This window comes from Hymenobacter nitidus, assembly GCF_020447315.1.
GTDB classification, from domain to species: domain Bacteria; phylum Bacteroidota; class Bacteroidia; order Cytophagales; family Hymenobacteraceae; genus Hymenobacter; species Hymenobacter nitidus.
On the sequence record NZ_JAJADQ010000006.1, the window covers coordinates 99,136 to 122,568 of the forward strand.

Here is a 23,433-nt window from a genome sequence, read left to right on the forward strand (position 1 = left end):
GGCAGAATAGCTTTGCTCAGCGCCGATGATTAAGTTTCCTCCAGCGCTTCGTCGCGCAGACAGTAGAAGTTACCACGGCAGCCGAGAGGCTTCAACTGCGCGGACGCCAGATGAAGCCTGACGGTCATTGGTGCAAACCTGCATCCGCACGCCATGCAGAGGTATTTTTGGATAAACAATATACCATGTAAACGCACATGCGTTTACCTATAAAGGTAAACACATAATAAATCTAAGATAAGAATGTTTACCAACAGCAAAAATTAACTCTGGTAAACACACCAAATACAATAAACATATCTGCTTACCCGGAACAACGTTAGCGGCGGCACAAGTTGCGGCCTATACTGCCAGCGGGCAAGTTACTGCGCCAGGTTGTGCTTTGCTACAAACTCTTGCAGCAGCCGGGCCACCGCTTCCGGAGCTTCGAGCGGCGGCAGGTGCCCTACGCCACCCAGAATTTCCAGGGGCGTGTTATCGGGCAGGTAGGGCAGGGTTTCGAGGCCGTGCACCGAGGGCGACATAATGGGGTCGGCGCCACCGCTGATGATGAGGCAGGGTGGCTGCACCAGACACAGGCGCGCCGAAATATCCTCGCGGCTGCCGTAGCGCATCCAGGCGTCCCAGGCCAGGTGGGAGGCCCGTAGGTTGTCTTCGATTACCAGGATTTTCACGGCTTCCGGCACGCGCTTCACCAGAATTCGGTCGGCCGTAGCCGCTGCCGCTTCGGGGTGGCCAAAGCCTTTGAGCGAAGCAGCCCGCTCCTCATCGGTCATGGGCTCGATGGTGGGCGGTGAAGGGGCCAGCAGCACCAGGCCCCGCAACCCGACGGGCTGCTCGGAAGCCACCCACATGGACGTTTTGGCCCCCATCGAGTGGCCGACGAGCACGTAATTACTCAGGCCGCGCCGCTCGATGAAGGCCAGCACATCGGCCGCGTAGTGCTCGACCAGGTAGCCGCTTTCGGGGGCCGGGGCCCGCCCGAAGCCGCGCAGGTCGGGGGCCAGGCAATGAAAATCGGGGGCCAACTCATCCATGACGAGCTGCCATTCCCGGCCGCTACCGGCCCAGTAGTGCAGGAAAACAAAGGTCAGCGGGCCGCGGCCCGCTTCCAGGGCGGGCAGGTCGATAGGTACCAAGGACATGAATCGGAGGTTGCTTTTCCTGACGTACGGAATGCGCCGCCCGGCGGCGCAAGCTCGACACTACTTCCACCGAATCTTTTGTCCGGCCTGCCCTACCCGCAGCCGGGCCGGCAGCTGGGCCAGGATTACGTCGCGCAGGGTGGCCAGCAGCGGCAGGCGCACAAACCCGTGATGTACTACCAAGCTTACTTCGCGCACCGGCTCGGGCGCGGCAAAGCGCTTTATCATCGGGTTCGTATCGACTTCCTCTAGCACCGACAGCTCGGGCACCAGCGTGTAGCCATCGGTGCGGCTTACCAGTTGCTTCAGGGTTTCAATCGAGCCGCTTTCGTAGGTGTAGGGCCGGGGCGTGGCCGGGGCCGGCGCGTTGCACAGGTTCAGCACCTGGTGGCGGAAGCAGTGGCCCTGCTGCAAGAGCCAGAGGCCGTCGGCGGCAAGGTCGGCTGGCTCGATAACCGACCTGTTGTAGAGCGGATGGCCTTCGGCGACGTAGCCCAGAAACGGCTCTTCCAGCACCGGAATTTCGCGCAGGCTCCGGTCGTCGAGGGGCGTTACGAGCAGGCCCACATCCAGAGTATGGTCCTTGAGGCGCTGCATAATGGCGGCCGACTGCAGCTCCTCCACGTGCAGGCGCAGCCCGGGGTAGCGCCCGGCCAGCTCCACCAGAAACAGCGGCACCAGGTAGGGCGCCAGCGTCGGGATAACGCCCAGGCGCAGCTCGCCCACCAGGTCGCCCTTTTCGAGCTGCACTACTTCGTGCAGCTGCTGCACCTCGCGCAATACCTGCCGGGCCTGCTGCACCACTTTAGCGCCCACCGCCGTGGGCCGCACGCCCTTGGTGGTGCGGTCGAACAGCAGCACGCCCAGCTCTTCTTCGAGCTTCTGCACCTGCATACTCAGCGTGGGCTGGGTCACGAAGCAGGTTGAGGCGGCCAGCACAAACTGGCGGTGGGTATCGAGGGCGACGAGGTATTCGAGCTGCTGCACGGTCATGCCGCAAATATAACCTGCCACTATACTTTATACATTACCCATCAATTTAACTTATACAACAACCCGCTACCCCACCCGTAATCCGGGTACTACTGCACCCGCGCCGCATGAAAATACTACTGGTCGAGGATGAGCCCAAGCTGGCTTCGTTTATTCAAAAGGGCTTCCAAAACGAGGGCTACGAGCTGGAGGTGGCCTTCGACGGGCAAATGGGTTTGTCCCTGTTCCGCCAAAACAGCTACGATTTGCTCGTGCTCGACGTGAACCTGCCCCACATCAACGGCTTCGAGCTGTGCCGGCTAGTTCGGGCCGACAACGCCCACGTGCCGGTGCTCATGCTCACGGCCCTGGATAGCCTGGAAGACAAAACCCTGGGCTTCGAGGCCGGGGCCGACGATTACCTGGTCAAGCCCTTCAAGTTTCAGGAGCTGCTGCTGCGGGCCCGGGCCCTGACCAAGCGCAACGCCGACGCCTCGGCCGTGAAGCGCACCCTGCGCATGGCCGACCTGGAGTTGAACCTGGAAAGCAAAACCGTGACCCGGGCCGGGCAGCGCATCGATTTGACGGCCAAGGAATATTCCCTGCTGGAACACCTGCTGCTGAACCGGGGCAAAATCGTGTCCCGCGTCGATATCACCGAGAAAGTCTGGGAACTGGACTTCGACACCAATACCAACGTCATCGACGTCTACATCAGCCACCTGCGCCGCAAGCTCGACAAAGGCCACGAGCCCAAGCTCATCCACACCGTCGTGGGTATGGGCTACGTGATGCGGGAAGGATGATTGTTTAATGGGGCGAATGTGCTAATCGTCTGTCATTGCGAGGCGTAGCCGCGGCAATCCGTCCTCTGCGCAGGTAGTCACGACCTTTTCCCACCAAGCCTTTCTACCGCAGCAGCCTCGAGCTACAAAGGGCTTGTCACGGTAGAAAGCTCGGCACATTTCAGAGGATGGATTGCCGCGGCTTACGCCTCGCAATGACACAGCATTAGCACATCAGCACATCAGCACATTTCCCACATTAGCACATTAACCCCATGCTGGTTCGCAACAAGCTCATTCTGCGGTTTATGGCATTGGTGTTTGCCATTCAGCTCTGCCTGACGGCCTTTATCTACTACTACAGCGCCCGGGCGCGGGAATTGCGCTTCTACCACCGGCTCGAAGGCAAGGCCACGCAAACCGCCAGCCTGCTGATTCGCCGCCTCCAGCTCGACTCCGAGGTGCTGCGCAGCTTCCGCAAAAAGGACCTGCTGACCATGCACAATGAGCGCATCAGCCTCTACGATTCGCAACGGCGCCTCGTGTTTCATCTTTCTCAGGAAGACGAGCCCGCCCCGGCCCGCGACGCGGAGTATTTCGACCAGATTACCCGCAAGAAACCCGCCCGGTTTCGGGAAGGCAAAGTGGAAACCCTGGGCATTCTGTACCGCTACAAAAAACGGGAATACCTGGTGTTCGTGGCCGGGCGCGACCAGTTCGGGGGCCGGGAATTCGACACGCTGACCTCGATTCTGCTCTGGGGCAACCTCGGGGCGCTGGTGCTCATCATCGGGGCCGCCTGGCTGTTTGCCGACCGGTCCTTGCGGCCTTTGCAGCGCATGGTGGCCGAGGTGAAAGGCATTACGGCTTCCAACCTGAAGCGGCGGGTGGACGAGGGCAACCGGCAGGACGAAATTGCCCAGCTGGCCATGACCTTCAACCAGATGCTCAGCGGGCTGGAGCAGGCCTTCGAGAACCAGAAAAGCTTCGTGGCCCACGCCTCCCACGAGCTGCGCACCCCGCTGGCTACCGTGCTGGGCACCCTGGAAACGGCCTCGGCCTACGACACCGACCTGCCCGCGGCCAAGCGCAGCATCGACTCGGCGGTGGAGGAAATCCAGAAAATAATCGACCTGACCAACGGCCTGCTGGCCCTGGCTAAAGCCGACGACACCTCGTTCCGGTGCGCCCACGTTTCGCTCGACGATGTGGTGCTACAAGCCGTGGACGCCTGCAAGCTGCGCTACCCCGGCCGCCCCATTCAGGTGGATTTCGGCCCCTGGCCCGAGGCGGTGGAGGAAGTGTACGGGGTGCGCGGCAACGCCCAGCTGCTGCACACGGCCGTGCTGAACCTGCTCGACAACGCCTGCAAATACTCCGAACAGGCCGTGCTGGTGGCCCTGAGCTACCCGGCGGCGCGCACCGTGCAGCTCACCATCTCCGACACCGGCCCCGGCCTGCCACCCGACGAGGCAGCCCGCATCCTGGAGCCGCTCTACCGGGGCCGCAACGGCCTCGACAAGCCCGGCTACGGCCTGGGCCTGGCCATTACCAGCAAGATTGTGCAGGTGCACGCGGGCCAGCTCACCATCGACTCCCGGGAAGGCGCCGGCACCCGGGCCACGGTGCGGCTGCCGGCCCTATAGGCCGCCGCGCGTTCAGGTTATTTTAATGTGGTAGTCAGACGACGTTAATGTCGGGGCCGGTCCTTTGCAGGGTACTTACGACTAACCGCCTATGAAACCGACCATGAATTCCTCTCCCCCGCTGCTGGCCTGGATTGTGGTGCTGCTGCTGTCCGTCGGGCTCAATATCTACGGGCTGGCTACCGGCTACCGCCCCAGAAGCGCGGCTCCGGCCTCTTCCGCCGCTACCTCGCGCTTCGTGCATAGTGCGGCACTCGAAGCCGATGAGGATGACGAGGATACCGAAGAAGACGACACTTCCTGGCTGGCCCTGAGCGAGGAGCTGCGCCAGACGCGCCGCCAACTCGCCGAGTGCCAGGGCCGTACCCCCACGTCGGCTCACCGTATTGTCAGCCAGTAAACCCCTTACCCACCCGATTTTCTGCTCTCTAGTTCTGCCGATTTCCCTATGAAAAACCTGCTTTTTGCCCTCCTTACGCTGCCTGTTGGCTGCAATTCTCCCGCTGCCACGTCGGCTGATGCCTCTTCCAGCTCCCTGCTGCCGGTACAAGCCGTGAGCCAGCGCACCACCCCGCCGGCCCCCAAAGCCGCTATGGCCTACGACTTCTCCCGTCCGGCCGCTACCTACGCTATGCCGTCGGAGCTGGCCGAGCTGTCGGGCATTGCCCTGGCCGGCAGCACCCATATTACCGGTATCGAGGACGAAACCGGCAACCTCTACGAGTACAACCTCACCACCCGCAAGGTCGACCGGGTGATTCCCTTCGGCAGCAGCGGCGACTACGAAGACGTGGCCCGCGTGGGCGCCGACTGGTTTATCATGCGCAGCGACGGGAAGCTGTTCCGCTACTCCGCCACGGGCACCCAGGAGTACGAAACCGGCCTGAGCTTCGCCAACGAAACCGAGGGCCTGACCTACGACGCGGCCTCCAAAACCCTGCTGGTGGCCTGCAAAGGCGAGCCGGGCGCCGGCCTCTCCTTTGGGCAGCGCGCCATTTACCGCCTGCACCCCGAAACCTTTAAGGCCGAAGCCAAGCCCGCCTATGTGCTGGACGTGGAAGCCATCCGCGGCTCTACCGCGGGGGCTGATGCGGCGGCCGAAAAGTCGGGGAAGAAGGGTAAAAAGAAGGGCTCGGGTAAAGGATTTTCGCCCTCGGCCGTAGCCGTGCACCCCGTTACCGGCCACGTCTTCGTGCTGTCGGCCAAGCAGAATGGCATCGTGGAGCTGGACCAGAACGGGCAGCTGCTGGCCGCCCAGCCCCTGCCCGCCGACCTGTTTCCCCAGGCCGAAGGCCTGGCCTTCACGCCCAGCGGCGACCTGTACGTGGCCACTGAAGCCGGCAAAAGCGCCACTCAGGCCAGTATTCATCTGTTTCGCGCCCGGGGCCGGTAATCTTTCCGGTTCTGTATAAGCAGCAACGCCTCGCCAACCTGAAGCCAAGTTGGCGGGACGTTGCCGTTTATATATCAACGCAAACTATACTGGTATTGAAATTATCAATTTTCATTATACATCGGGAAGCTCAACCTTTGTCCACCGCCAAACCCGGCGGCTTGCTCTGAACTCCAACCCTTTTCTGCACGTACCGATGGAAGAATCCACTCAACCCAAGAAGCTGACCACTGCGGCCGGCCGCCCGATTTTCGACAACCAGAACTCCGTATCGGCCGGGGCCCGCGGCCCGTTGCTGCTGCAAGACTACTTCCTGCACGAAAAGCTGGCCCACTTCAACCGGGAGCGGATTCCGGAGCGCGTGGTGCACGCCAAGGGCTCCGGGGCCTACGGTACCTTCACCGTGACCCACGACATCACCCACCTGACCCGCGCCAAACTGTTCAGTAAAGTGGGCAACGAGTGCCGCATGTTTGCCCGTTTCAGCACCGTGGGCGGCGAAAAAGGCTCGGCCGACACCGAGCGGGACCCCCGCGGCTTCGCCCTGAAGTTCTACACCGAAGACGGCAACTGGGACCTGGTGGGTAATAACACGCCGGTGTTCTTCGTGAAAGACCCGGTGAAGTTCCCCGACTTTATCCATACTCAGAAGCGCGAGGCCCGCAGCAATTTGAAAAGCCCCACGATGATGTGGGACTTCTGGAGCCTGAACCCCGAAAGCCTGCACCAGATTACCATTCTGATGTCGGACCGCGGCACGCCCTACGGCTACCGCCACATGCACGGCTACGGCTCTCACACCTTCTCGCTGATTAACGCCGAAAACGAGCGGGTATGGGTGAAATTCCACTTCCGTACCGAACAGGGCGTGAAGAACTTCAACAACGAGGACGCCATCCGGATGAAGGGCGAGGACGCCGACTTTGCCCAGCACGACCTGGTAGCGGCCATCGACAACGGCAATTTCCCCCGCTGGAAGATGTTCATTCAGGTAATGACCGACGAGCAGGCCAAAACCTTCCGCTGGAACCCCTTCGATTTGACCAAAGTGTGGCCCCAGGGCGAATTCCCCTTGCACGAAGTAGGCGTAATGGAGCTGAACGAAGTGCCCGTAAACTACCACGCCCACGTGGAACAGGCCGCTTTCTCGCCGGCTCACGTGGTGGACGGCATCGGCTACTCGCCCGATAAAATGCTGCAGGGCCGCATTCTGAGCTACCCCGACGCGCACCGCTACCGCCTGGGCGTCAACTACGAGCACCTGCCCGTAAATGCCTGCCCCTACGGCTTTAGCAACTACCAGCGCGACGGCCAAATGGCCCTCGGCGACAACGGCGGCCCCGGCCCCAACTACTTCCCCAACTCCTTCGACGGCCCCGTGGAAGACAAAACCGTGGGTGAGCCCGCCCAGGAACTTGATGGCCTCTTCGCCGACCGCTACGACCGCAACGCCGGCCCCGGCAACGACGACCACTACACCCAGGCCGGCAACCTGTTCCGTCTGCTCGACGCCCAGGCCCAGCGCAACCTGATCAGCAACGTGGTGGGCTCGATGAGCGGCATCGATGGCCCCAAGAAAGACCTCATCACCCAGCGCCAGCTTTGCCACTGGTTCCGCGCCGATATCCGCCTGGGCATGGCCATTGCCAAAGGTCTGGGCGTGGATGTGGAGATGCCCACCGAACATATTGCCGCCGCTACGGTTTAGCTTATAGTAGTAACCGACCTGCCTTTTTCTGCACAAAGAGCCGGCCCCCGCAAGGAGGCCGGCTCTTTTGTTTTGTGCGTGTCCGGATGAGCGAAGCGCGGCCCCAGCGGGGTAGCTAGTCCGTTATGCCGAACACAACAGTCTACTTTTCAGACTTTTCAGCATCGCCCTTACTTCTGACCGCGGCAACCACTAAAAACACAAAGGCTACTATATAAACGATACCTAAACCTGTGTTTTCAAACCGTAGGGTTTCGAAATCGAATTTTCGATATGCAGCGGTTCCGATAATAACGGCGAGCAGTGCAAGGGGTATCCGGCCCATTATTCTGGTAGTTGGTTGGCGTGTAGTAAGCTGCCCACCAAATATAGAGAAAGTGCTCTGTATACGTTGCTTGCCCGAGCACTTTCGGTAAACCACTGTACAAAGAGCACTTCACCATGCCGCGTTGAGCCGACCCTACACCTCCACTTTCAGCGTGGCCGGCTGCTTGGTGACCTGGAACATCTCGCCGTGGGGCACAATGGTAATCTGGCCGTATTCCTGGAGCAGTTGGCGGTAGGCAACGGACACCTTGCGCGGGTTCCGGTCGAGGTCGTAGAGGCCGCAGGCGTTGACTTTGCCTACTTTCTGGGCCAGGCCTATGTCCCAGTCGACCTGGTCGATAAGGGAATACCAGGTGAAGCCGAGCACGGGAATGCCTTCCTCGCGCATCCTGAGGATGTTGACCCACTGCTTCCAGAGCCAGGTGGGAGCGTCGTGCGCGTCGAAGACGTTGGTTTCGGTGTGCATCACTGGCTTGCGGTAGCGCAGGTAGTATTCGTGGGTGATGTTGTACCAGCCCAGCACGTCCATGCTGGTGCACTCCTCGCCGTTGGGCAGAATGATTCGCTCGTTGCGGCCGTAGTAGTCGTTGCCCATTACCTGGTAGCCCGGAGGCTCGCCGGCCATAAACCAGTCGTACTCCTGGCGCGTCATCCCGTTGTCGTAGAGGTAGTTGAGCACGTCGGCGTCGGGGTGGCGGGCGTAGAGCAGGTCCAGGGCCAGGAAGCGCAGCTTATTTTCCAGCTTGATACGGGCGCAGGGGCTGGCCCGCAGCTCGTGGATGTACTCAGCCGACTCACTTTGCACGATGATGCAGTCGGGCCGCACCTGGGCAATCTGCTGGTTGGCCATGATGCTGGCCGCCACCAAGTGCTTGATGGCCGTTACAAAGCCCTGGTCCGACCTGAGCTGCTCGTTCCAGATGCCGTCCTTGGCGCTCATGCGGGCCGTCACGAAAATCTCGTTGACGGGCGTGTAGTAGCGCACCCAGGGGTAGCGCCGGGCCACGGCTTCGGCGTATTCGGCGAAATGAACCGGCAACTCGGGGTTCTGGAAGTCGCCGAGCCAGTCGGGCACCCCGAAGTGCAGCAGGTCCAGAATCGGGGTGATGCCCAGGCGCTGCATCTCGGCCATGGCCTGGTCGGCAAACTCCCAGTCGTACTTACCCGGGCCCAGGTGGATGCTGTAGTACGGCAAACCGTAGCGCAACACCTTCAGGCCCATGTCTTTCACCAGGGCCAGATCTTCCTTCCACCGGTCGTAGTGCCCGCACTCGGCCAGCAGGTCGCGGCGGGTTTTGCCGTGGTCGATGGTAGGATACGAGCACTCGATACCGGTGGCAAACATGAAGTTGCCTGCCTCGCCCGTCGGCAGGCCGCTGCCGTCGCGCCCGGCGGCCCCGCCGTACTCGTCGCCGGCGTAGTTGCCTTCCCCAAACCGGGCTTTGATATGCTTCAAAAAGTCTTTAGCCATTGGATATGTCTGAACAAAACTCCCCTCCTGTTTCCAAATTCCGGGCATCAAGCGGCGTGGGTGCCCGCAGGGCGGGATGGTTAACTCGTTGCTGATGTTATGTATCTTGATAAAACCTTGGAGGATAAATTGTTTGGTCTACCGACTGCCGTCCGGCCAAACAACGCCAATCAACCACCCCGCCCTGCGGGCATCTCTCCTCATCTGAGGAGGGGATTTGACGTTTTATCAGTTACTTCTGGCTTTCCAGGAATTTATCGGCGGTGCGTAGGGCCAGGGCCATGATGGTCAGGGCCGGATTCACGCTCAGGGCGCTGGGAAACACCGAGTTGTCGCAGATGTAGAGATTGGGCACATCGAAGGCTTTGCCGTTGGCGTCCACTACCGCGTCGTCGCCGCTGAGGCCCATACGGGCCGTGCCAATGACGTGGGCCGAGCGGGGAAAAGCCCAGATGTCGGTGGCCCCGGCGGCTTCCCAGATCCGGCGCATCAGCTTTTCGGCGTGGGCGTTCATCCGAATTTCGTTGTCGTGGTTGGTGAAGTGCAACCGGGGCTTGGGCAGGCCACGGGCATCTTTTTCGTCGGCCAGCTCCAGGAAGTTGTCGGCGTGGGGCAGACAGTCGCCCAGGATGTTGATGCCGGCAATGTGGTTGTACTGCTGCATGTACTGGCGTAGCGGCTCGCCCCACAGCTTGCGGCCCCGGGCCACCTGCCCGGCAAACGTAACCGGCATGATACCAATGCTTTGCAACAGGTACCCACCCACAAAATCCGCATCCTTGGGCCGGAAGGTATCCTGGGAAATCAACGAGCCGGGAATGCCTTTGTAGGGTCGCACTTCCTCGGCGAAGGTGCCGAACACCTGAATGCCGGGGTGGGCCATGAAGTTGCGCCCCACGTGCCCGCTACTCAGCGCCAACTCATTGAGTAGCAAGAGCCGAGGCGTTTCCACGGCGCCGGCACACAGAAACAGGTGGCGGCAGCGCAGGCGCTGCTCCTCCCCGTTCTGCACGTACACTACGCCGGTAATTTTGCCCGTGTCGTCCCGCTCTATTTCGGTCACGTACGAGTTGGGCCGGATGTCGGCGCCGTGGGCAGCGGCCAGGGGCAGGAAAGTCACGTCCATGCTGGCCTTGGCGCCGGTGCTGCAGCCGGCCTGGCAGAAGCCGCGGTTGGTGCAGGCCTCGCGCCAGCCCACGCCCTCCTGGTAATAACGCGCCGACAGCGCCGCATTGGCCGCCGGCGAGGTTTTGATGCCCAACGTTTCGCAGCCGCGCTGCATCAGCTGGGCGGCGCCGTTCAGAGGCAGCGGGGCCAGTGGATAGCCCTTGCGGCGGGGCGGCCCCCACGGGTAAGGTGTCGGGCCCGAAATACCCAGAAACTGCTCCAGCTCCTCGAAATATGGCTCCAGCTCCTCGTAGCCAAAGGGCCAGTCGACGCCCGCGCCGAAGTCACGGTGCAGGTGCAGGTCTTCGGGCTGGGGGCGCGGGGTGTAGGCCGTGTAGTGCAGCGTGGAGCCGCCCACGCCGGTACCGGAGTTGTTTTTGCCAAAAGCCACCGGGTCGTGGCCGGCCGAAAGCCGCTCGTCGTTCCAGAACAGGAACTCCTGGGCTTTTTCATCGGTGGCAAAGTCCTTTTTCGGGTCGTGCCAGGGGCCGGCCTCCAGGGCCACTACCTTCAGGCCGGCCATGGCCAGGCGGGCCAGCAGCGGCGCCCCGCCGGCTCCCGTGCCGATAACGATGCAGTCCACGGTTTCGGCGGGCAGCGGTATTTCCAGGGGGGCAGGCTGGGGTACGAGGGGCGTTTCCCCCACCGGCGTATCGGCCAGCAGGCTTTTAAGCAGCGGGTCCTGAATTTCCGGCTTCACGGGGTTCAGGATGCCTTCTTCCAGGGTTTCTTCGTCGGGCATAACGGGGAGATGGGGAGGTAGTGACTTACAGACTTAGCGAGTTGGTGATTTTACTGAGTTGTGGTTCAGACTGCGCCGAGCTGCTCAAGTCGAACATCAAACTCACTAAATCACTAAGTCACTCATTCACCGCTGGTTCGCGCGGTTCTTTTTCGTTGAGGCCGATGTGAGTCCAGCCGGGCACGTCGGCCATGCCCACGTAGCCGATTTCCTCCTGGGCCAGCGGGTGGGCGTAGTAGTTTTCGGTCATTTCGGCCAGCAGCTCCTCGAAAAAGCGGTTGGCCGACAGCGTATCCCAGAGTGGGCCCGGCGCGGTTTCGTTCTGTACGGCCTGCAGCACGGCATCCTGCTGCAAGCCGGTCAGCTGCTCAAACGGGGCACCGAACATAACCCGGGCACTTTCCCGAATGCCGCCCAGCCCCAGCCGGTACGCTTCCCGGTCGGGAGGCAGCACGTCGTAGCGCCAGCCGTCGGAAAGGCCCTCGAGCAGGCGCTGGTCGATGGCGGCGGCCAGCTCGATGGGCGCGGCGCGGTCGGGTTGCGGAAACAGGCGGGCCGCTACCATGCGCAGCAGCTCATAGGTGGCCGCGTCGAAAAACTGCGGCTCATAGGCCGGGGCGAGCAGGCGGGCTTCCAGCGCCTGGCGCGTGGCCTCCGTCATGAGGTCGGTGGCCAGCAGGGCCCGCACCGTGCCTGCGGGGTAGGGAGAAGAAGTCATATCGGAATCAGAGGAAAAAGCCATAGGACACACGTTACTGACGAGCTAAGCCGCCGGAAGGTTATTGCCGTTGAGCTTGCTGCCGCCTAAATAACCCGCCCGGCAGTATTTTGTGAGGCGCATCCTGAAAATAACCAGCATCTTAGCCGGGCTTAAACCCTGGCCGGCCCTACCGCCGGGAGCTGCGAAACCCAGCACCGGCAACAGGTACGAAGCGTCCGAAATGGGCACTAAGCCCGCTTTTGTCTACCTTGAACCAGCTTTACTACCATTCGCCCCCTCTACCCTATTGCGTATGAAACAACTCCTTTACTCACTGCTGGCCCTGGGCCTGGCGCACCCCGCCGCGGCCCAGCTTACCGGCACCAAAACCATTGACCCGGCCGGCACCGGCGCCAACAACTACGCCACCTTCAGCGCGGCCATCAACGCCCTGAATGCCGGGGGCGTGGGCACTGCGGGCGTCACGTTCCAAGTGAAAAGCGGGGTGGTGTTTGCCGAGCTGCCCCCGGCTCTGACGGCCAGCGGCACGGCGGCGGGCCGCATCGTGTTTCAGAAGGACGGCACCGGCGCCAACCCCCGCCTGCAGGGCACGGGCACGGGCGCAACCGACGCGGGCCTGACCCTGGACGGGGCCGACTACGTGACTTTCGACGGCATCGACGTGACGGACGCGGCCACCAATACCACCCCGGTGCAGCAGCTGGAGTTTGGCTTCTGGCTGAAAAACGGCGCTACCAACAACCTGGTGCAGAACAGCACCGTGGATCTGAACCGCGCCAACACCACCAAAACCTACGGGGTGAACGTGCTGGACGGCAACAACAACCAGAACCGCTTCCTCTCCAACACGGTGCAGGACTGCTTCTACGGCTACAACATCGACGCCGGCGGCACGCTCTACGACACCGGCAACGAAATCGGGGTGCTGCCTGGTGGGGCGCCCAGCCGCGTGCTGAATATTGGCGCGGGCTCGGCCAACCTGCCTACGGGCATCGTGTACGGCATTTACCTGCGCACCCAGACCGGGGCCAAAGTAGCCGCTACCGAGGTTTCGGGCCTCACCGGCACCAGCGCCGTGTATGGTATCTACTCGACCGGCACTAATAACAGCGCCGACATTACCGACAACCGTGTGCATGCCATGACGGCTACCGGCTCCTCGGCCGCGGCCCAGGGCATCTACGTCAACAGCGGCACCACGCACCGCATTTCCGGCAACTACACCTACGACATTGCGGCCAACGGCGCCACGGGGTTTGCCTCGGGCATGGACATTACGGCCGGCACCACCAACTACGTTTCCAACAACTTCGTCTACGACATCCGGGCGCTGGCCAGCACGGCGGGCACCTCGGTACGGGCTCTGAGCTTCCGGGGCGGCACCAACAACTACTGCTACCACAACACGGTGGTGCTGACCGGCACGCCCACGGCGGCCAGCAACAAGAGCGGCGCGTTCTACATTTCGGGCACCCCGCCGGTTGATCTGCGCAACAACATCTTCGTGAACCTGATAACCCTGCCCAGCGGCGGCGGGGGCGTGGCGGCGGCCTTTTTCAAAAGCACCGCGGTGCTGACCAACCTGGCCCCTGCTTCCAACAACAACCTCTACTACGCCGGCACGCCTTCGCCGGAGAAACCCATTTTCTACGGGGTAGCCACCACGCCGGCCGTCGACCAGACGCTGGCCCAGTACAAGCAGCGCGCCGCCACGGCCGACCAGAGTGCCGTAACGGAAAACGTGCCCTTCATTAACCCGCTTACCGACCCGCACCTGCAGCCCGGCGTGGCCACGCAGGCCGAAAGCGGCGGCATGCCCCTGGCCGCCTCGCCCCTGCCCGTGCCCACCGACATCGACGGCAACGCCCGCACCGTGGCCACCCCCGACCTGGGTGCCGACGAAGGCACTTTCCTGACCGTCGATATATCCGGCCCCAGCATTGCCTACCAGCGCCTGCCGAACACGGCCAGCACCGCCAGCCGCACCCTGAGCGGCGTAGTAATTACCGACCCCAGCGGGGTAGCCAGCGGCACGCTCAGCCCCCGGCTCTACTACAAGAAAAAAACCGACGCCAACGTCTTCACGGCTCCCAACGACGCTACCGGCGACGGCTGGAAGTGGGTCGGACCCACGGCCTCTACGCCCAGCTACTCATTCACGCTGGACGTGAGCAAGCTGCGCTCAGCCCCAGCCTCCGGCGACTCGATTCAGTACTTCGTGACGGCCCAGGACGTGGTGGCGACGCCCAACGTCAGCGCCTCGCCCGGTGCGGGCTTTGCCGCTACTTCGGTGGCCAGCATCACCAGCGCGCCCACCAAGCCGAATGCCTACCGTGTGCTGGCGTTGCTGAGCGGCGTGCAGACGGTGGGAACGGCTGCCACGGCCAACTACGCCACCATTACGGCCGCCATTAACGACCTGAACACCAAAGAGCTGGGTGGCCCGCTGGTATTTCAGCTGCTGGATACCACCTACCCGAACGAAACCTACCCGCTGACGCTCAATGCCAATACCGGCTCCAGCGCCACGAACACCGTGACCATCCGCCCCGCGCCCAACCAAAGCGTGCGACTATCACCTTCGGCCGCCACGCCCCTGTTCATCATCGATGCCAGCTACGTAACGCTGGACGGCACCAATGGCAATAACAGCAGCGTCACGCTGATCAATAACGGCACGGCTACCAGCAGCGGCGTGGTATTCGTGACGGGTGCCGACGTGACCCTGCGCAACCTGAGCATTCAGGCGGCTACTTCGAACACGGCCTACGGCGTGGCCTTCAGCGGCGCGGCCAACGGCACGGTGCGCGGCTGCACTATCGGGCGCACCGCCACGGGCATTCAGGCCCAGAGCAACTGCGTCAACTTTACGGCCGTGAATAACCTGCTCGGCGGCACCACGGCCACGGATAAAATCGGCAGCAGTGGCATCGTCGTGACGGCCACCCAGGGCTTCGCCGTGAGCAACAACACCATTGCCGGCATCACGCGGGGCACCAGCCCCTCAGTGAGCGGCATCGTGGTCAGCGGGGCTTCCGCCGACGGCGTTATTGCCGCCAACCAGATTCGCGACATCGTGCATACGGGCACGGGCACCAGCAACAGCTACGGCGCCTTCGGTATCCGGCTGTCGGCGGCGGGGGCCAATGCCAACGTGGCCGTGGTCAACAATATGATTTCCGACATTGCCGCCACCGGCGACGACGGCGTGGCCTTCACACCCCAGGGCGTGTACATGACGACCGGCGGCGGCTACAAGCTGGGCTTCAACACGATTCGTCTGACGGGCACCGTGGCCGAGGGCACCACGCCGATTTCGTCGGCAGTTGCCATCGTGGCCGGCGTGAGTGACGTGTCGCTGGTGAACAATATCCTGGTGAACCTGCAAACTTCGACGCCGGCCGCGGGCCGCACCTACGCCGTGTACACCGAGGCTACCGCGTCGCCGTTTACGCTGATTGACAACAACGCCTATTTCTCGCAGAGCGGCCGCCTGGCCTACCTGCGCGGCGGTGAGCGGACCACCCTGGCGGCCCTGCGCACCGCTACCACCCAGGACGCCGGCAGCGTGGTTACCAACCCCTTGTTCAGCCTGATTACGGCCGGCGACCTGCGGCCCGTGGCCAACGCCAACTGCAACCTCGACGGCAAAGCCCGCCCCGTGGCCGGCGTTACTGCTGATATTGCCAACAACCCGCGCAACGCCAGCACGCCCGACATCGGGGCCTACGAGTTTGCCGCCGCGGCCCGACCAGTGCCGGTAGCACCCAATAAATTCGGCATCCAGGGCCAGGCCATTCCTGATCTGACGGCTACCGTCGCGCCTTTCGGGGTGGCTGTGTGGTATGCCGATGCCGCCCTGACCCAGCGCCTGTTTGCCGGCCCTAGCTTTGCCACGGGCCGCACCACGCTGGGCACCTACACCTACTACGTAGTCGATTCGCTGAATGCCTGCGTGAGTCCGGCTGCCACGGTGCGTCTCTCTATTGTGGGCCCCGATGCTACGGTGCCGGCGCTGCGCGAGCTAAGCCTGTCGTGCTACCCCAACCCGGCCCACAACGCCTTTACCCTGGAAGTAGCCGGCCCGGCCCGCACGATTTCGGCCGATCTGGTGGATGCGCTGGGCCGCCCCGTGCTACACCAGCAGGTGCGCCACGATGCCGCCACCACTCAGCACTCGTTTGACCTGCGGGGCCTGGCCAAGGGCATGTATCTGCTGCGCCTTACCACCGAAGGCCAGACCACCGGCCGCCGGATTGTGATTGAGTAAACCGACTTTTTACCGGCGGCAACGCGGCGTTTCCCTGGCGGGAGGCGCCGCGTTTTGCGTTAGTACCGGCCGGCTCACCGGCACGCTCAGCTGCCTGTTCAGCGCCGTTTCCCGCTTCGGAACCGGCGAAAAGGTGATAGTGGGCGGCAGCTTCAACAGCTGCGGCGGCCTGTGGTGCGTGTCGTTGGTAGTCATTGCCCAACAGAACGTCATTCCGAGCAGAGCGAGGAATCTCGCGGGCTGATGTTGCCAAAGTAATTTGTCATGCTGAGCTTGCCGAAGCATCTCTACCGCCAAAGTACCTTAATTAGCATTGCGGGAGAGATGCTTCGGCAAGCTCAGCATGACAGACCAAGCATGACGGGCAATTTCAATTCTGATAAAAAGCTGCTCAAGTCTTACCCCTTACTTATGTCCATTATTCAAAGCTGGCGCTGGTACGGCCCCACTGACCCGGTGAGCCTGTCCGACATTCGCCAGGCCGGGGCTACCGATGTCGTCACGGCCCTGCACCACGTACCCAACGGCCAAGTGTGGTCGGTGGAAGAAATCAAGAAGCGGCAGGCGGAAGTAGCCGCCGCGGGCCTGGTATGGAGCGTGGTGGAAAGCGTGCCGGTACATGAGCAGATCAAGACCCGCACCGGCGACTTTGCCCGGCACATTACGAACTACCAGCAGAGCCTGCGCAACCTGGCCGCCTGTGGGATTCGCACCGTGACCTACAACTTCATGCCCGTGCTCGACTGGACGCGCACCGACTTGGCCTACCAAGTAGAGGACGGCTCCAAAGCCCTGCGCTTCGAGCGGGCCGCTTTCGTGGCCTTCGATGCCCTGCTACTACAGCGTCCGGGGGCCGCGCAGGAGTACTCGGCGCAGGAGCTGGCCCAGGCCGAAGCCCGACTGCAAGCCATGAGCGAGGCCGAACGGGAACTGCTGCAGCGCAACATTATTGCCGGCCTGCCCGGCTCGGAGGAAAGCTTCACCCTGGAACAGTTTCAGCAGGCCCTGGATGCCTACCAAGGCATCGATGCAGCCCGGCTGCGGGAGCACCTGATTCTGTTTTTGCAGCAAATCGTGCCGGTAGCGGAGGAAGTCGGCATCAACCTGGCCATTCACCCCGACGACCCGCCCTACCCGATTCTGGGCTTGCCGCGCGTGGTAAGCACCGCCGCCGACGTGCAGGCCCTCTTCGAAGCCGTGCCCTCAACCGCTAACGGGCTGTGCTTCTGCACCGGCTCGTTCGGCGTGCGGCCCGACAACGACCTGCCCGGCATGGTGCGCCAGTTTGCCGACCGGATTCATTTCCTTCACCTGCGCAGCACCCAGCGCGACGCGCAGGGCAACTTCTACGAGGCCAACCACCTGGAAGGCGACGTGGATATGTACGCCGTTATGCGCGAGCTGGTACTGCTCATGCGCCAGCGCCAGGTGCGCCTGCCCATGCGCCCCGACCACGGCCACCAGATGCTCGACGATTTGCACAAGCGCACCAACCCGGGCTACTCCGCCATCGGCCGCCTGCGTGGCTTGGCCGAGCTGCGGGGCCTGGAAATGGGCATTGCCCGCAGTCTGTAGGATAATCAGTACATAGTAGCGCGAACTTTGTAGTTCGCGCTACTACTCTTCAAGCCTAAAAAGCCCGCCTTACTGGTCGCTGGAAAGCTTGCCGCCGGTAACATGCACGAGGCTGCCGGTCATGAAGGAGCCATCCTGGGAGGCCAGCAGCACGTAGGCCGGGGCCAGTTCCTCGGGTTGGCCGGGGCGCTGCAGGGCCACTTCGTAGCCAAACTTCTCGATTTCCTCGGCCGGCATGGTAGCCGGAATGTTGGGCGTCCAGACCGGGCCGGGCACCACGCAGTTCACCCGGATATTCCGCTCGCCCAGGTGGGTAGCCAGGCTTTTGGTGAAGGCGTGAATGGCCGACTTGCTGGCCGTGTAGTCGACCAGCAGCGGGTTGCCGGTGAGGCCCACGATGCTGCCGGTGTTGATGATAGAGTCGCCGGCCTGCAGGTGGGGCAGGGCCGACTGGGCCATCCAGATGTAGCCCAGAATATTGGTGTCGAAGGTGCGGCGGATCTGCTCCTCGGGAATGTCTTCGAACTTCTCCTGGGCCATCTGAAAGGCCGCATTGTTGACCAGAATGTTCAGCCCGCCCAGCTCGGCCAGGGTGCGGCGCACGGCCTGGCGGCACTGTTCCGGGTCGCGCACGTCGAGCTTGAGCAGAATGCAGCGGCGCTTGCGCTTCTCTACCTGACGCTTGGTTTCCTCGGCGTCCACGTCGTTTTCGTTGTAGAGCACGGCCACGTCGGCACCTTCCAGGGCAAAGGCAATGGCTACGGCCCGCCCAATGCCGGAGTCGGCGCCGGTGATGAGGGCAATTTTTCCGTCGAGCTTACCAGCGGCCTTGTAGTTGGCAAAATCGGTATCGGGCTGCTGCTTCATATCGGCTTGCTTGGCCGGGTAGGGCAGCTTTTCGGCTTTCATATCTTTGGCCGTGGGCCGCGTTTCGGGCTTAGGCGCGGCAGTTTTCTTAGGAGCAGGAGTTTTGGCGGAGGTCGACGCTTTTTTAGCAGCCATGGGGCGGTGGTGTAAGTAGTTAGAGCTTAGGCTTACGTAAAAACGGGCGTATGGTCGAGTTCCGGCGTGGCATCCCGCGCCCATACGGCGGCCTCACCGCGGCCCCGGTTGCGGACCCCGCCGAATCGGGATACTTTTGCCGGGCTGGCAGCCTCGCCCTGGAGCCCGGCCGCCCTTTTCCCCGGCTCATGACTCGACAACCTTCCTGGAAGCTGCTCAACCGCCTGGCGTTTGGCCTGGCCGTGCTGCTGCGCTGGGCCCACGAGCTGGCCATGCCCCAGCTCACGCGCGACATGCAAACCCAGACGGAAAGCGCCGTGAACCTGCTGCGCGGCCACGGTATCAGTCTGGCCCGGGTAAACTGGCAGGACCTTTCCCGGCCCGTGTTCGAGCCCCTGAACCTGTGGCCCCCCGGCTATGCCTGGCTGATGGCGGGTCTGCTGCGAGTAGCGGGCCCCGATGTGCTGCTGGCTACCCAAATTATGCACTGGGCCGGTTTGCTGGGGCTGCTTATGGCCTGGTGGTATCTGCTCAGGCCGCTGCGCAATACACTGGTACCTTGGGCGCCGGCCGCTTTTTTCCTGTTCTGGGGCCTGAGCAACGCCCCGTTTCATTTGCTGTTCGGCACCGATCTGCTGGCCCTGGCTTTCTACACCGGCGGGCTGGCGGTGCTGTTGCACCTGCTCACCCGCCCGACGGCAGCCCGCCGCGCCTCTTCCGGCCTGGGCCCCGCGCTGGTTATGAGCAGTCTGGGCTTTGCGGCCTGCCTGATGCGGTTTGCGTATTACCCGCTGGCTTTTTTCCTGCCCCTCACGCTGCTGCTGTTCGCCTGGCGCTGGCGGCCGGCCTTGCGCCGCCCGGCCCTGGCGGCCCTGCTGCTGCTGGTGCTGCTGCTGGGCGGGCTGCTGCTCTACCAGGCCCGCGTGGCCGGCGACGCCTACTACATCACCCAGTTTTATACCCAGCTCACCACCGAGCCGGCCAGCCGCGCCACGCTGGGCCTCTACTGGCATCACCTGTGGCAGCTCGACCCGGTACTGTACCACAGCTTTTTTTCCAACGAGCTAGACTTCAGCCGACTTCCAAACGGCACTTTACTTCGCGCCGGAGCCGTAATTCTGGTTTCAGCAACGGTAGCGGCGTTGCTGCTGGCCGGGCTGCGGAACGAATGGCGGGGCGCGCACCGCCGGGGCCGGGTGTGGCCCACCCGCCGGGTGCTGTTTCACCTGCTGGCCCTCGGTACGGCCGGACTCTGCGGCGCTTTGCTCGTCGCGCTGTCCCTGCGCTACCCAGCGGCGCTAGTGGGCTGGTTTGCCGGCGGCAGCTGGACCTACGTGGCCGATACGCGCTATTTCCTACCGGCTTTCCTGAGTGTGTCGGCCATGCTGCTGGTGCTGGTGCTGGCCCGCCCGCCCCGACTTGCCCCGCTGCTGCGCGGCGCCGGCGTAGCCCTGCTGGGCGCGGCGCTGCTGTTGTCGCTCGTCACGCGCGACCGGCGCACGGCCCAGCTGGTGTTTCGGCAGCCCACTTTTTCTATGGACCAAGCCCCCGGCCACCGTGCCGAAGTCGGCCGCCTAGACTCGCTGCTGCGCACGGTGCGGCCGGGAAAGCCGATTCTCTTTGCCCGCAACTACTACAACAAGCGCGTGGAAATTGCGGCCCGCCTGGCTGGTCACATCATTCTGGATGCCGATTCGCTGCTGGCCCACCAAGCCCTGCGCACCAGCCGGCCCGTTTTTATGCTCTTCGACCTCAACCCCGGTGCCCCACCCAGCCCGGCCGTAGTCGAGTTTCTCCGGCAGCACCGCGCCCAGCCCCTGCTGGGTCTGCCGGCCCTGGGCGCCCAGATTCTGAGCCTGGAAATACAACCAACCTCGGCTTCCCATCAGCAATAGCCAGCCACGAAAAAGCCCTGCCGCGGATAATCCGCAGCAGGGCTTTTGCTTACACGCTTATGTGAGAAGCAATTATTGCTCGGTAGCTACCGGCACTTCCTGCAGCGAGGGGTAATCGATGTAGCCTTTGTCGCCGCCGGCGTAGAACGAGGCGGGGTCGGGCGTGTTCAGGGCCGCGCCCTGCTCGAAGCGCTCCACTAGGTCGGGGTTCGCAATAAAGGGTACGCCGAAGGCAATCAGGTCGGCCTCGTTGTTGGCCAGGGCGGCTTCGGCCGTTTCTTGGGTGTAGCCGCCATTCAGAATGAAGGGGCCGGTGAAGATCTTGCGCAGGTGGGCGGCTACGGCTGGCACACCGGGTGCGGCGGCCATGGGGTGGCCAGGCAGCGCCTCAATGACGTGCAGATAGGCCAGGCCCAGCTTGTTGAGCTGCTCGGCGACGTAGCTGAAGGTTTTCACCCGGTCCGAGTCGGTGATGCCGCCCATGGCCCCGGTGGGCGCCAGGCGAATGCCAACCCGGTCGGCGCCAAAGACCTCGGCGGCGGCCTGCACTACTTCCAGAGCGAAGCGGGCCCGGTTTTCTACGCTGCCGCCATACTCGTCGGTGCGCTGGTTGGTGCCATCCTGAATGAACTGGTCGACCAGATAGCCATTGGCGCCGTGAATTTCCACGCCATCGAAGCCGGCAGCTTTGGCATTAGCGGCGGCTTTGCGGAAGTCTTCTACCACGGCTTTCACCTCGGCCGTTTCCAGGGCCCGGGGCGCGGGGATTTCCTGCATGCCATTGGTGGTGTAGGCCTGCACGCCCGTGGGCTGCACGGCCGAGGGCGCGACGGGCAGCTCCCCGTTATGGAAGTCGGGGTGGGAAATGCGGCCCACGTGCCAGAGCTGGATAAAGATGCGGCCACCCGCGGCGTGTACCGCGTCGGTGACTTTGCGCCAGCCCGCTACCTGGGCGTCGGAGTGGATACCGGGCGTGAAAACGTAGCCCACACCCTGGGGCGAAACCTGGGCGCCTTCGGTGATGATCAGACCGGCCGAGGCGCGCTGGGCATAATATGTCACCGTCGAGTCGGTGGGTACGTTGCCTTCGTTGTTGGCCCGGCTGCGGGTCATGGGCGCCATTACCAGGCGGTTGGGCAGCGAGAGGGCGCCCATCGTGAAGGGCGTGAAAAGGTTGGAAGCTTGGCTCATGGTTGAGAAAAATAAGTCGGAATAAACGCGCCGGTAGCAATTCCGGCGGATTGACGTCTGTCAACCAATGTAGCTACATAAATGTTTCCCAGGTGCTCCGATTTCCTGTTTTCGTGGCCCGAAACCGTGTTTACCGGCTTACCGCACTACGATTTCCACCCGGCGGTTGCGGGGCCGCTGCTGCGGGTCGCCGTTGTCGGCCACCGGGCGGGTGCCCCCGTAGCCCCGGGCCGTGAGCCGCACCGAGTCGATGCCCTGCTGCACCAGGTAGCGCCGCACCACGTTGGCGCGCTGCTGGGATAAACGCAGGTTTTTGGCCGGCTCGCCCACATTATCGGTGTGGCCCGCAATTTCGAGCCGCAGCGCGGGCTGCTCCCGCAGCTTCTGCACCAGGGAGTTCAGCAGGGGCCGGGAAGCGGGTAGCAAATTAGCCGTGCTCTGGGTAAAGTACAGCTGGGACAAGGCAACGGTGGCCCCTTTAGCCAAGCTCCGCAGGTCGGGCAACGCCGGCGCTGCTGCTGGCGTGACGGCCGGCTCGGGCGGGACAGCCTTCCGCTTGACCCCGGCCGGCGGCCGGCGGACAACGGCGGCGGGACGCGCCACGGGTGCGGGCCGGGCGGCCACGGGCTCCGGCAGCGGCCGGGGCAGCACCGGATACAGGTACCGCTGGGGCACTACGGTCAGCTTGCCCGGGGCTTTGGCGGCAAGGGCCGCCGCTTCCGTCGCCGGGTTGCCCAGCACCGAGGGCCGCGCCCACGACAATATTGCCCGCGACACGCCCTGCACGTTCTTGCAGGTCAGATCAATCCGGTACAGCTGCCCGGCCTGCAGGGTATACACCATATCAACCAGCAGGGGCGGCTTGTCGGGCAGGAAATACTCCGGCTCGTATTTCTCCATGGTCATCACGTCGTTGCCGCCAAAGCGGATGTCGAGGGCATCGTCCCACTCGGTATGCAGCACGTACAGGCCCGACTCCGGTGCGTAGATGTAGCCCGTCCAGCGCACCGAAAAGCCCTGCCCGGCTACGCCCGGCGCGGGCGCCGCGCCCTTCCACGTCACGTTTACCACCGGCTCTACCCGCGTGTGTACTGCTGCGCCGCGCACCGCGCCGGTGTAGTAGGCCGCCCGCAGCCCGGTGCCCCGGGGTAGCCGGCCGGGCACCGTTATGCCCTTAGGCAGCTTCTCTACGTCACTCGTCGTTACCGAAGAAGCGGCCCGGCGTGGGGTTTGGGCCCGCAGCGCACCGGCCGCCATCAGCACGATGGTCAGGCCGCGGCCGGTTAGGAACAGTAGTCGTGCCGTCATCAGCTATAAAACCAGCGTGGAAGCATCATATAGTGGCTTGGGTATGTCTGTAGCCGGATAACGCCCCGAAGTTGCACAAAATTGGATTTCGGATTTTCCTGCTGTATATTCGCTG

The 23,433-nt window shown here is 63.1% G+C and carries 16 protein-coding genes; 8 read left to right on the forward strand and 8 right to left on the reverse strand.

The annotated features are described in order from the left end of the window. Positions 1-362: 362 nt before the first annotated feature. Both LGH70_RS12690 and LGH70_RS12695 read right to left on the reverse strand, forming a co-directional pair. Entirely contained in the window at positions 363-1,145 is a 783-nt protein-coding gene (locus LGH70_RS12690) for an alpha/beta fold hydrolase (RefSeq protein ID WP_226186118.1), read from the reverse strand. A gap of 60 nt (positions 1,146-1,205) precedes the next feature. Beyond that, a complete protein-coding gene (locus tag LGH70_RS12695; RefSeq protein WP_226186120.1) occupies positions 1,206-2,159 on the reverse strand; it encodes a hydrogen peroxide-inducible genes activator in 954 nt (317 codons plus the stop codon). Between the two features lie 86 nt (positions 2,160-2,245). Here LGH70_RS12695 and LGH70_RS12700 point away from each other — a divergent pair, with 86 nt between their 5' ends. The 5 genes from LGH70_RS12700 to LGH70_RS12720 all read left to right on the forward strand — a co-directional run bounded on the left by LGH70_RS12700 (position 2,246) and on the right by LGH70_RS12720 (position 7,649). Then, on the forward strand, positions 2,246-2,923 hold the full coding sequence (locus LGH70_RS12700; RefSeq protein WP_226186122.1) for a response regulator transcription factor: 678 nt from the start codon (positions 2,246-2,248) through the stop codon (positions 2,921-2,923). 254 nt (positions 2,924-3,177) lie between these two features. Beyond that, positions 3,178-4,548, forward strand: coding sequence for a sensor histidine kinase (locus LGH70_RS12705; RefSeq protein WP_226186124.1), 1,371 nt, complete (start codon positions 3,178-3,180; stop codon positions 4,546-4,548). Between the two features lie 103 nt (positions 4,549-4,651). Continuing rightward, the gene (locus LGH70_RS12710) at positions 4,652-4,948 is read left to right on the forward strand and encodes a hypothetical protein (protein ID WP_226186126.1); all 297 of its coding nucleotides are present in this window, start codon (positions 4,652-4,654) and stop codon (positions 4,946-4,948) included. A gap of 48 nt (positions 4,949-4,996) precedes the next feature. Further along, on the forward strand, positions 4,997-5,941 hold the full coding sequence (locus LGH70_RS12715) for an SdiA-regulated domain-containing protein (RefSeq protein WP_226186128.1): 945 nt from the start codon (positions 4,997-4,999) through the stop codon (positions 5,939-5,941). Between the two features lie 196 nt (positions 5,942-6,137). Next, on the forward strand, positions 6,138-7,649 hold the full coding sequence (locus tag LGH70_RS12720; protein WP_226186130.1) for a catalase: 1,512 nt from the start codon (positions 6,138-6,140) through the stop codon (positions 7,647-7,649). A gap of 460 nt (positions 7,650-8,109) precedes the next feature. Here the strand turns inward: LGH70_RS12720 and LGH70_RS12725 are convergent, their stop codons facing one another. The 3 genes from LGH70_RS12725 to LGH70_RS12735 form a co-directional block, all read right to left on the reverse strand. After that, positions 8,110-9,447 (reverse strand): family 1 glycosylhydrolase, encoded by a 1,338-nt coding sequence (locus LGH70_RS12725; protein WP_226186133.1) that lies wholly within the window; start codon positions 9,445-9,447, stop codon positions 8,110-8,112. A 232-nt stretch (positions 9,448-9,679) separates the two neighbouring features. Continuing rightward, positions 9,680-11,356, reverse strand: a complete 1,677-nt coding sequence (locus LGH70_RS12730; RefSeq protein ID WP_226186138.1) for a GMC family oxidoreductase — start codon at positions 11,354-11,356, stop codon at positions 9,680-9,682. Positions 11,357-11,474: 118 nt separating this feature from the next. Continuing rightward, on the reverse strand, positions 11,475-12,074 hold the full coding sequence (locus LGH70_RS12735) for a gluconate 2-dehydrogenase subunit 3 family protein (RefSeq protein WP_226186140.1): 600 nt from the start codon (positions 12,072-12,074) through the stop codon (positions 11,475-11,477). 295 nt (positions 12,075-12,369) lie between these two features. On the opposite strand from LGH70_RS12735, the gene LGH70_RS12740 reads away from it, so the two are divergent. Both LGH70_RS12740 and uxuA read left to right on the forward strand, forming a co-directional pair. Further along, positions 12,370-16,347, forward strand: coding sequence for a T9SS type A sorting domain-containing protein (locus LGH70_RS12740; RefSeq protein ID WP_226186146.1), 3,978 nt, complete (start codon positions 12,370-12,372; stop codon positions 16,345-16,347). 411 nt (positions 16,348-16,758) lie between these two features. After that, on the forward strand, positions 16,759-17,922 hold the full coding sequence (gene uxuA, locus LGH70_RS12745) for a mannonate dehydratase (RefSeq protein WP_226186148.1): 1,164 nt from the start codon (positions 16,759-16,761) through the stop codon (positions 17,920-17,922). Between the two features lie 69 nt (positions 17,923-17,991). Here uxuA and LGH70_RS12750 read toward each other — a convergent pair whose 3' ends face one another. Then, a complete protein-coding gene (locus LGH70_RS12750) occupies positions 17,992-18,831 on the reverse strand; it encodes an SDR family oxidoreductase (protein WP_226186585.1) in 840 nt (279 codons plus the stop codon). A gap of 281 nt (positions 18,832-19,112) precedes the next feature. On the opposite strand from LGH70_RS12750, the gene LGH70_RS12755 reads away from it, so the two are divergent. After that, complete coding sequence (locus tag LGH70_RS12755; RefSeq protein WP_226186150.1) at positions 19,113-20,819, forward strand: hypothetical protein; 1,707 nt, start codon at positions 19,113-19,115, stop codon at positions 20,817-20,819. A 72-nt stretch (positions 20,820-20,891) separates the two neighbouring features. On the opposite strand, the gene LGH70_RS12760 is transcribed toward LGH70_RS12755, so the two are convergent. Together LGH70_RS12760 and LGH70_RS12765 are read right to left on the reverse strand one after the other, a co-directional pair. Beyond that, entirely contained in the window at positions 20,892-22,010 is a 1,119-nt protein-coding gene (locus LGH70_RS12760; RefSeq protein WP_226186152.1) for an alkene reductase, read from the reverse strand. 138 nt (positions 22,011-22,148) lie between these two features. After that, entirely contained in the window at positions 22,149-23,318 is a 1,170-nt protein-coding gene (locus LGH70_RS12765; protein WP_226186154.1) for an OmpA family protein, read from the reverse strand. Positions 23,319-23,433 lie beyond the last annotated feature (115 nt).

Bases quoted from the DNA above. Each gene is read 5' to 3' on its own strand.
- LGH70_RS12690 (WP_226186118.1), bottom strand. From the start codon at position 1,145: ATGTCCTTGGTACCTATCGACCTGCCCGCCCTGGAAGCGGGCCGCGGC.
- LGH70_RS12700 (WP_226186122.1), top strand. From the start codon at position 2,246: ATGAAAATACTACTGGTCGAGGATGAGCCCAAGCTGGCTTCGTTTATT.
- LGH70_RS12705 (WP_226186124.1), top strand. From the start codon at position 3,178: ATGCTGGTTCGCAACAAGCTCATTCTGCGGTTTATGGCATTGGTGTTT.
- LGH70_RS12710 (WP_226186126.1), top strand. From the start codon at position 4,652: ATGAATTCCTCTCCCCCGCTGCTGGCCTGGATTGTGGTGCTGCTGCTG.
- LGH70_RS12715 (WP_226186128.1), top strand. From the start codon at position 4,997: ATGAAAAACCTGCTTTTTGCCCTCCTTACGCTGCCTGTTGGCTGCAAT.
- LGH70_RS12720 (WP_226186130.1), top strand. From the start codon at position 6,138: ATGGAAGAATCCACTCAACCCAAGAAGCTGACCACTGCGGCCGGCCGC.
- LGH70_RS12725 (WP_226186133.1), bottom strand. From the start codon at position 9,447: ATGGCTAAAGACTTTTTGAAGCATATCAAAGCCCGGTTTGGGGAAGGC.
- LGH70_RS12730 (WP_226186138.1), bottom strand. From the start codon at position 11,356: ATGCCCGACGAAGAAACCCTGGAAGAAGGCATCCTGAACCCCGTGAAG.
- LGH70_RS12735 (WP_226186140.1), bottom strand. From the start codon at position 12,074: ATGACTTCTTCTCCCTACCCCGCAGGCACGGTGCGGGCCCTGCTGGCC.
- LGH70_RS12740 (WP_226186146.1), top strand. From the start codon at position 12,370: ATGAAACAACTCCTTTACTCACTGCTGGCCCTGGGCCTGGCGCACCCC.
- uxuA (WP_226186148.1), top strand. From the start codon at position 16,759: ATGTCCATTATTCAAAGCTGGCGCTGGTACGGCCCCACTGACCCGGTG.
- LGH70_RS12750 (WP_226186585.1), bottom strand. From the start codon at position 18,831: ATGAAAGCCGAAAAGCTGCCCTACCCGGCCAAGCAAGCCGATATGAAG.
- LGH70_RS12755 (WP_226186150.1), top strand. From the start codon at position 19,113: ATGACTCGACAACCTTCCTGGAAGCTGCTCAACCGCCTGGCGTTTGGC.
- LGH70_RS12760 (WP_226186152.1), bottom strand. From the start codon at position 22,010: ATGAGCCAAGCTTCCAACCTTTTCACGCCCTTCACGATGGGCGCCCTC.
- LGH70_RS12765 (WP_226186154.1), bottom strand. From the start codon at position 23,318: ATGACGGCACGACTACTGTTCCTAACCGGCCGCGGCCTGACCATCGTG.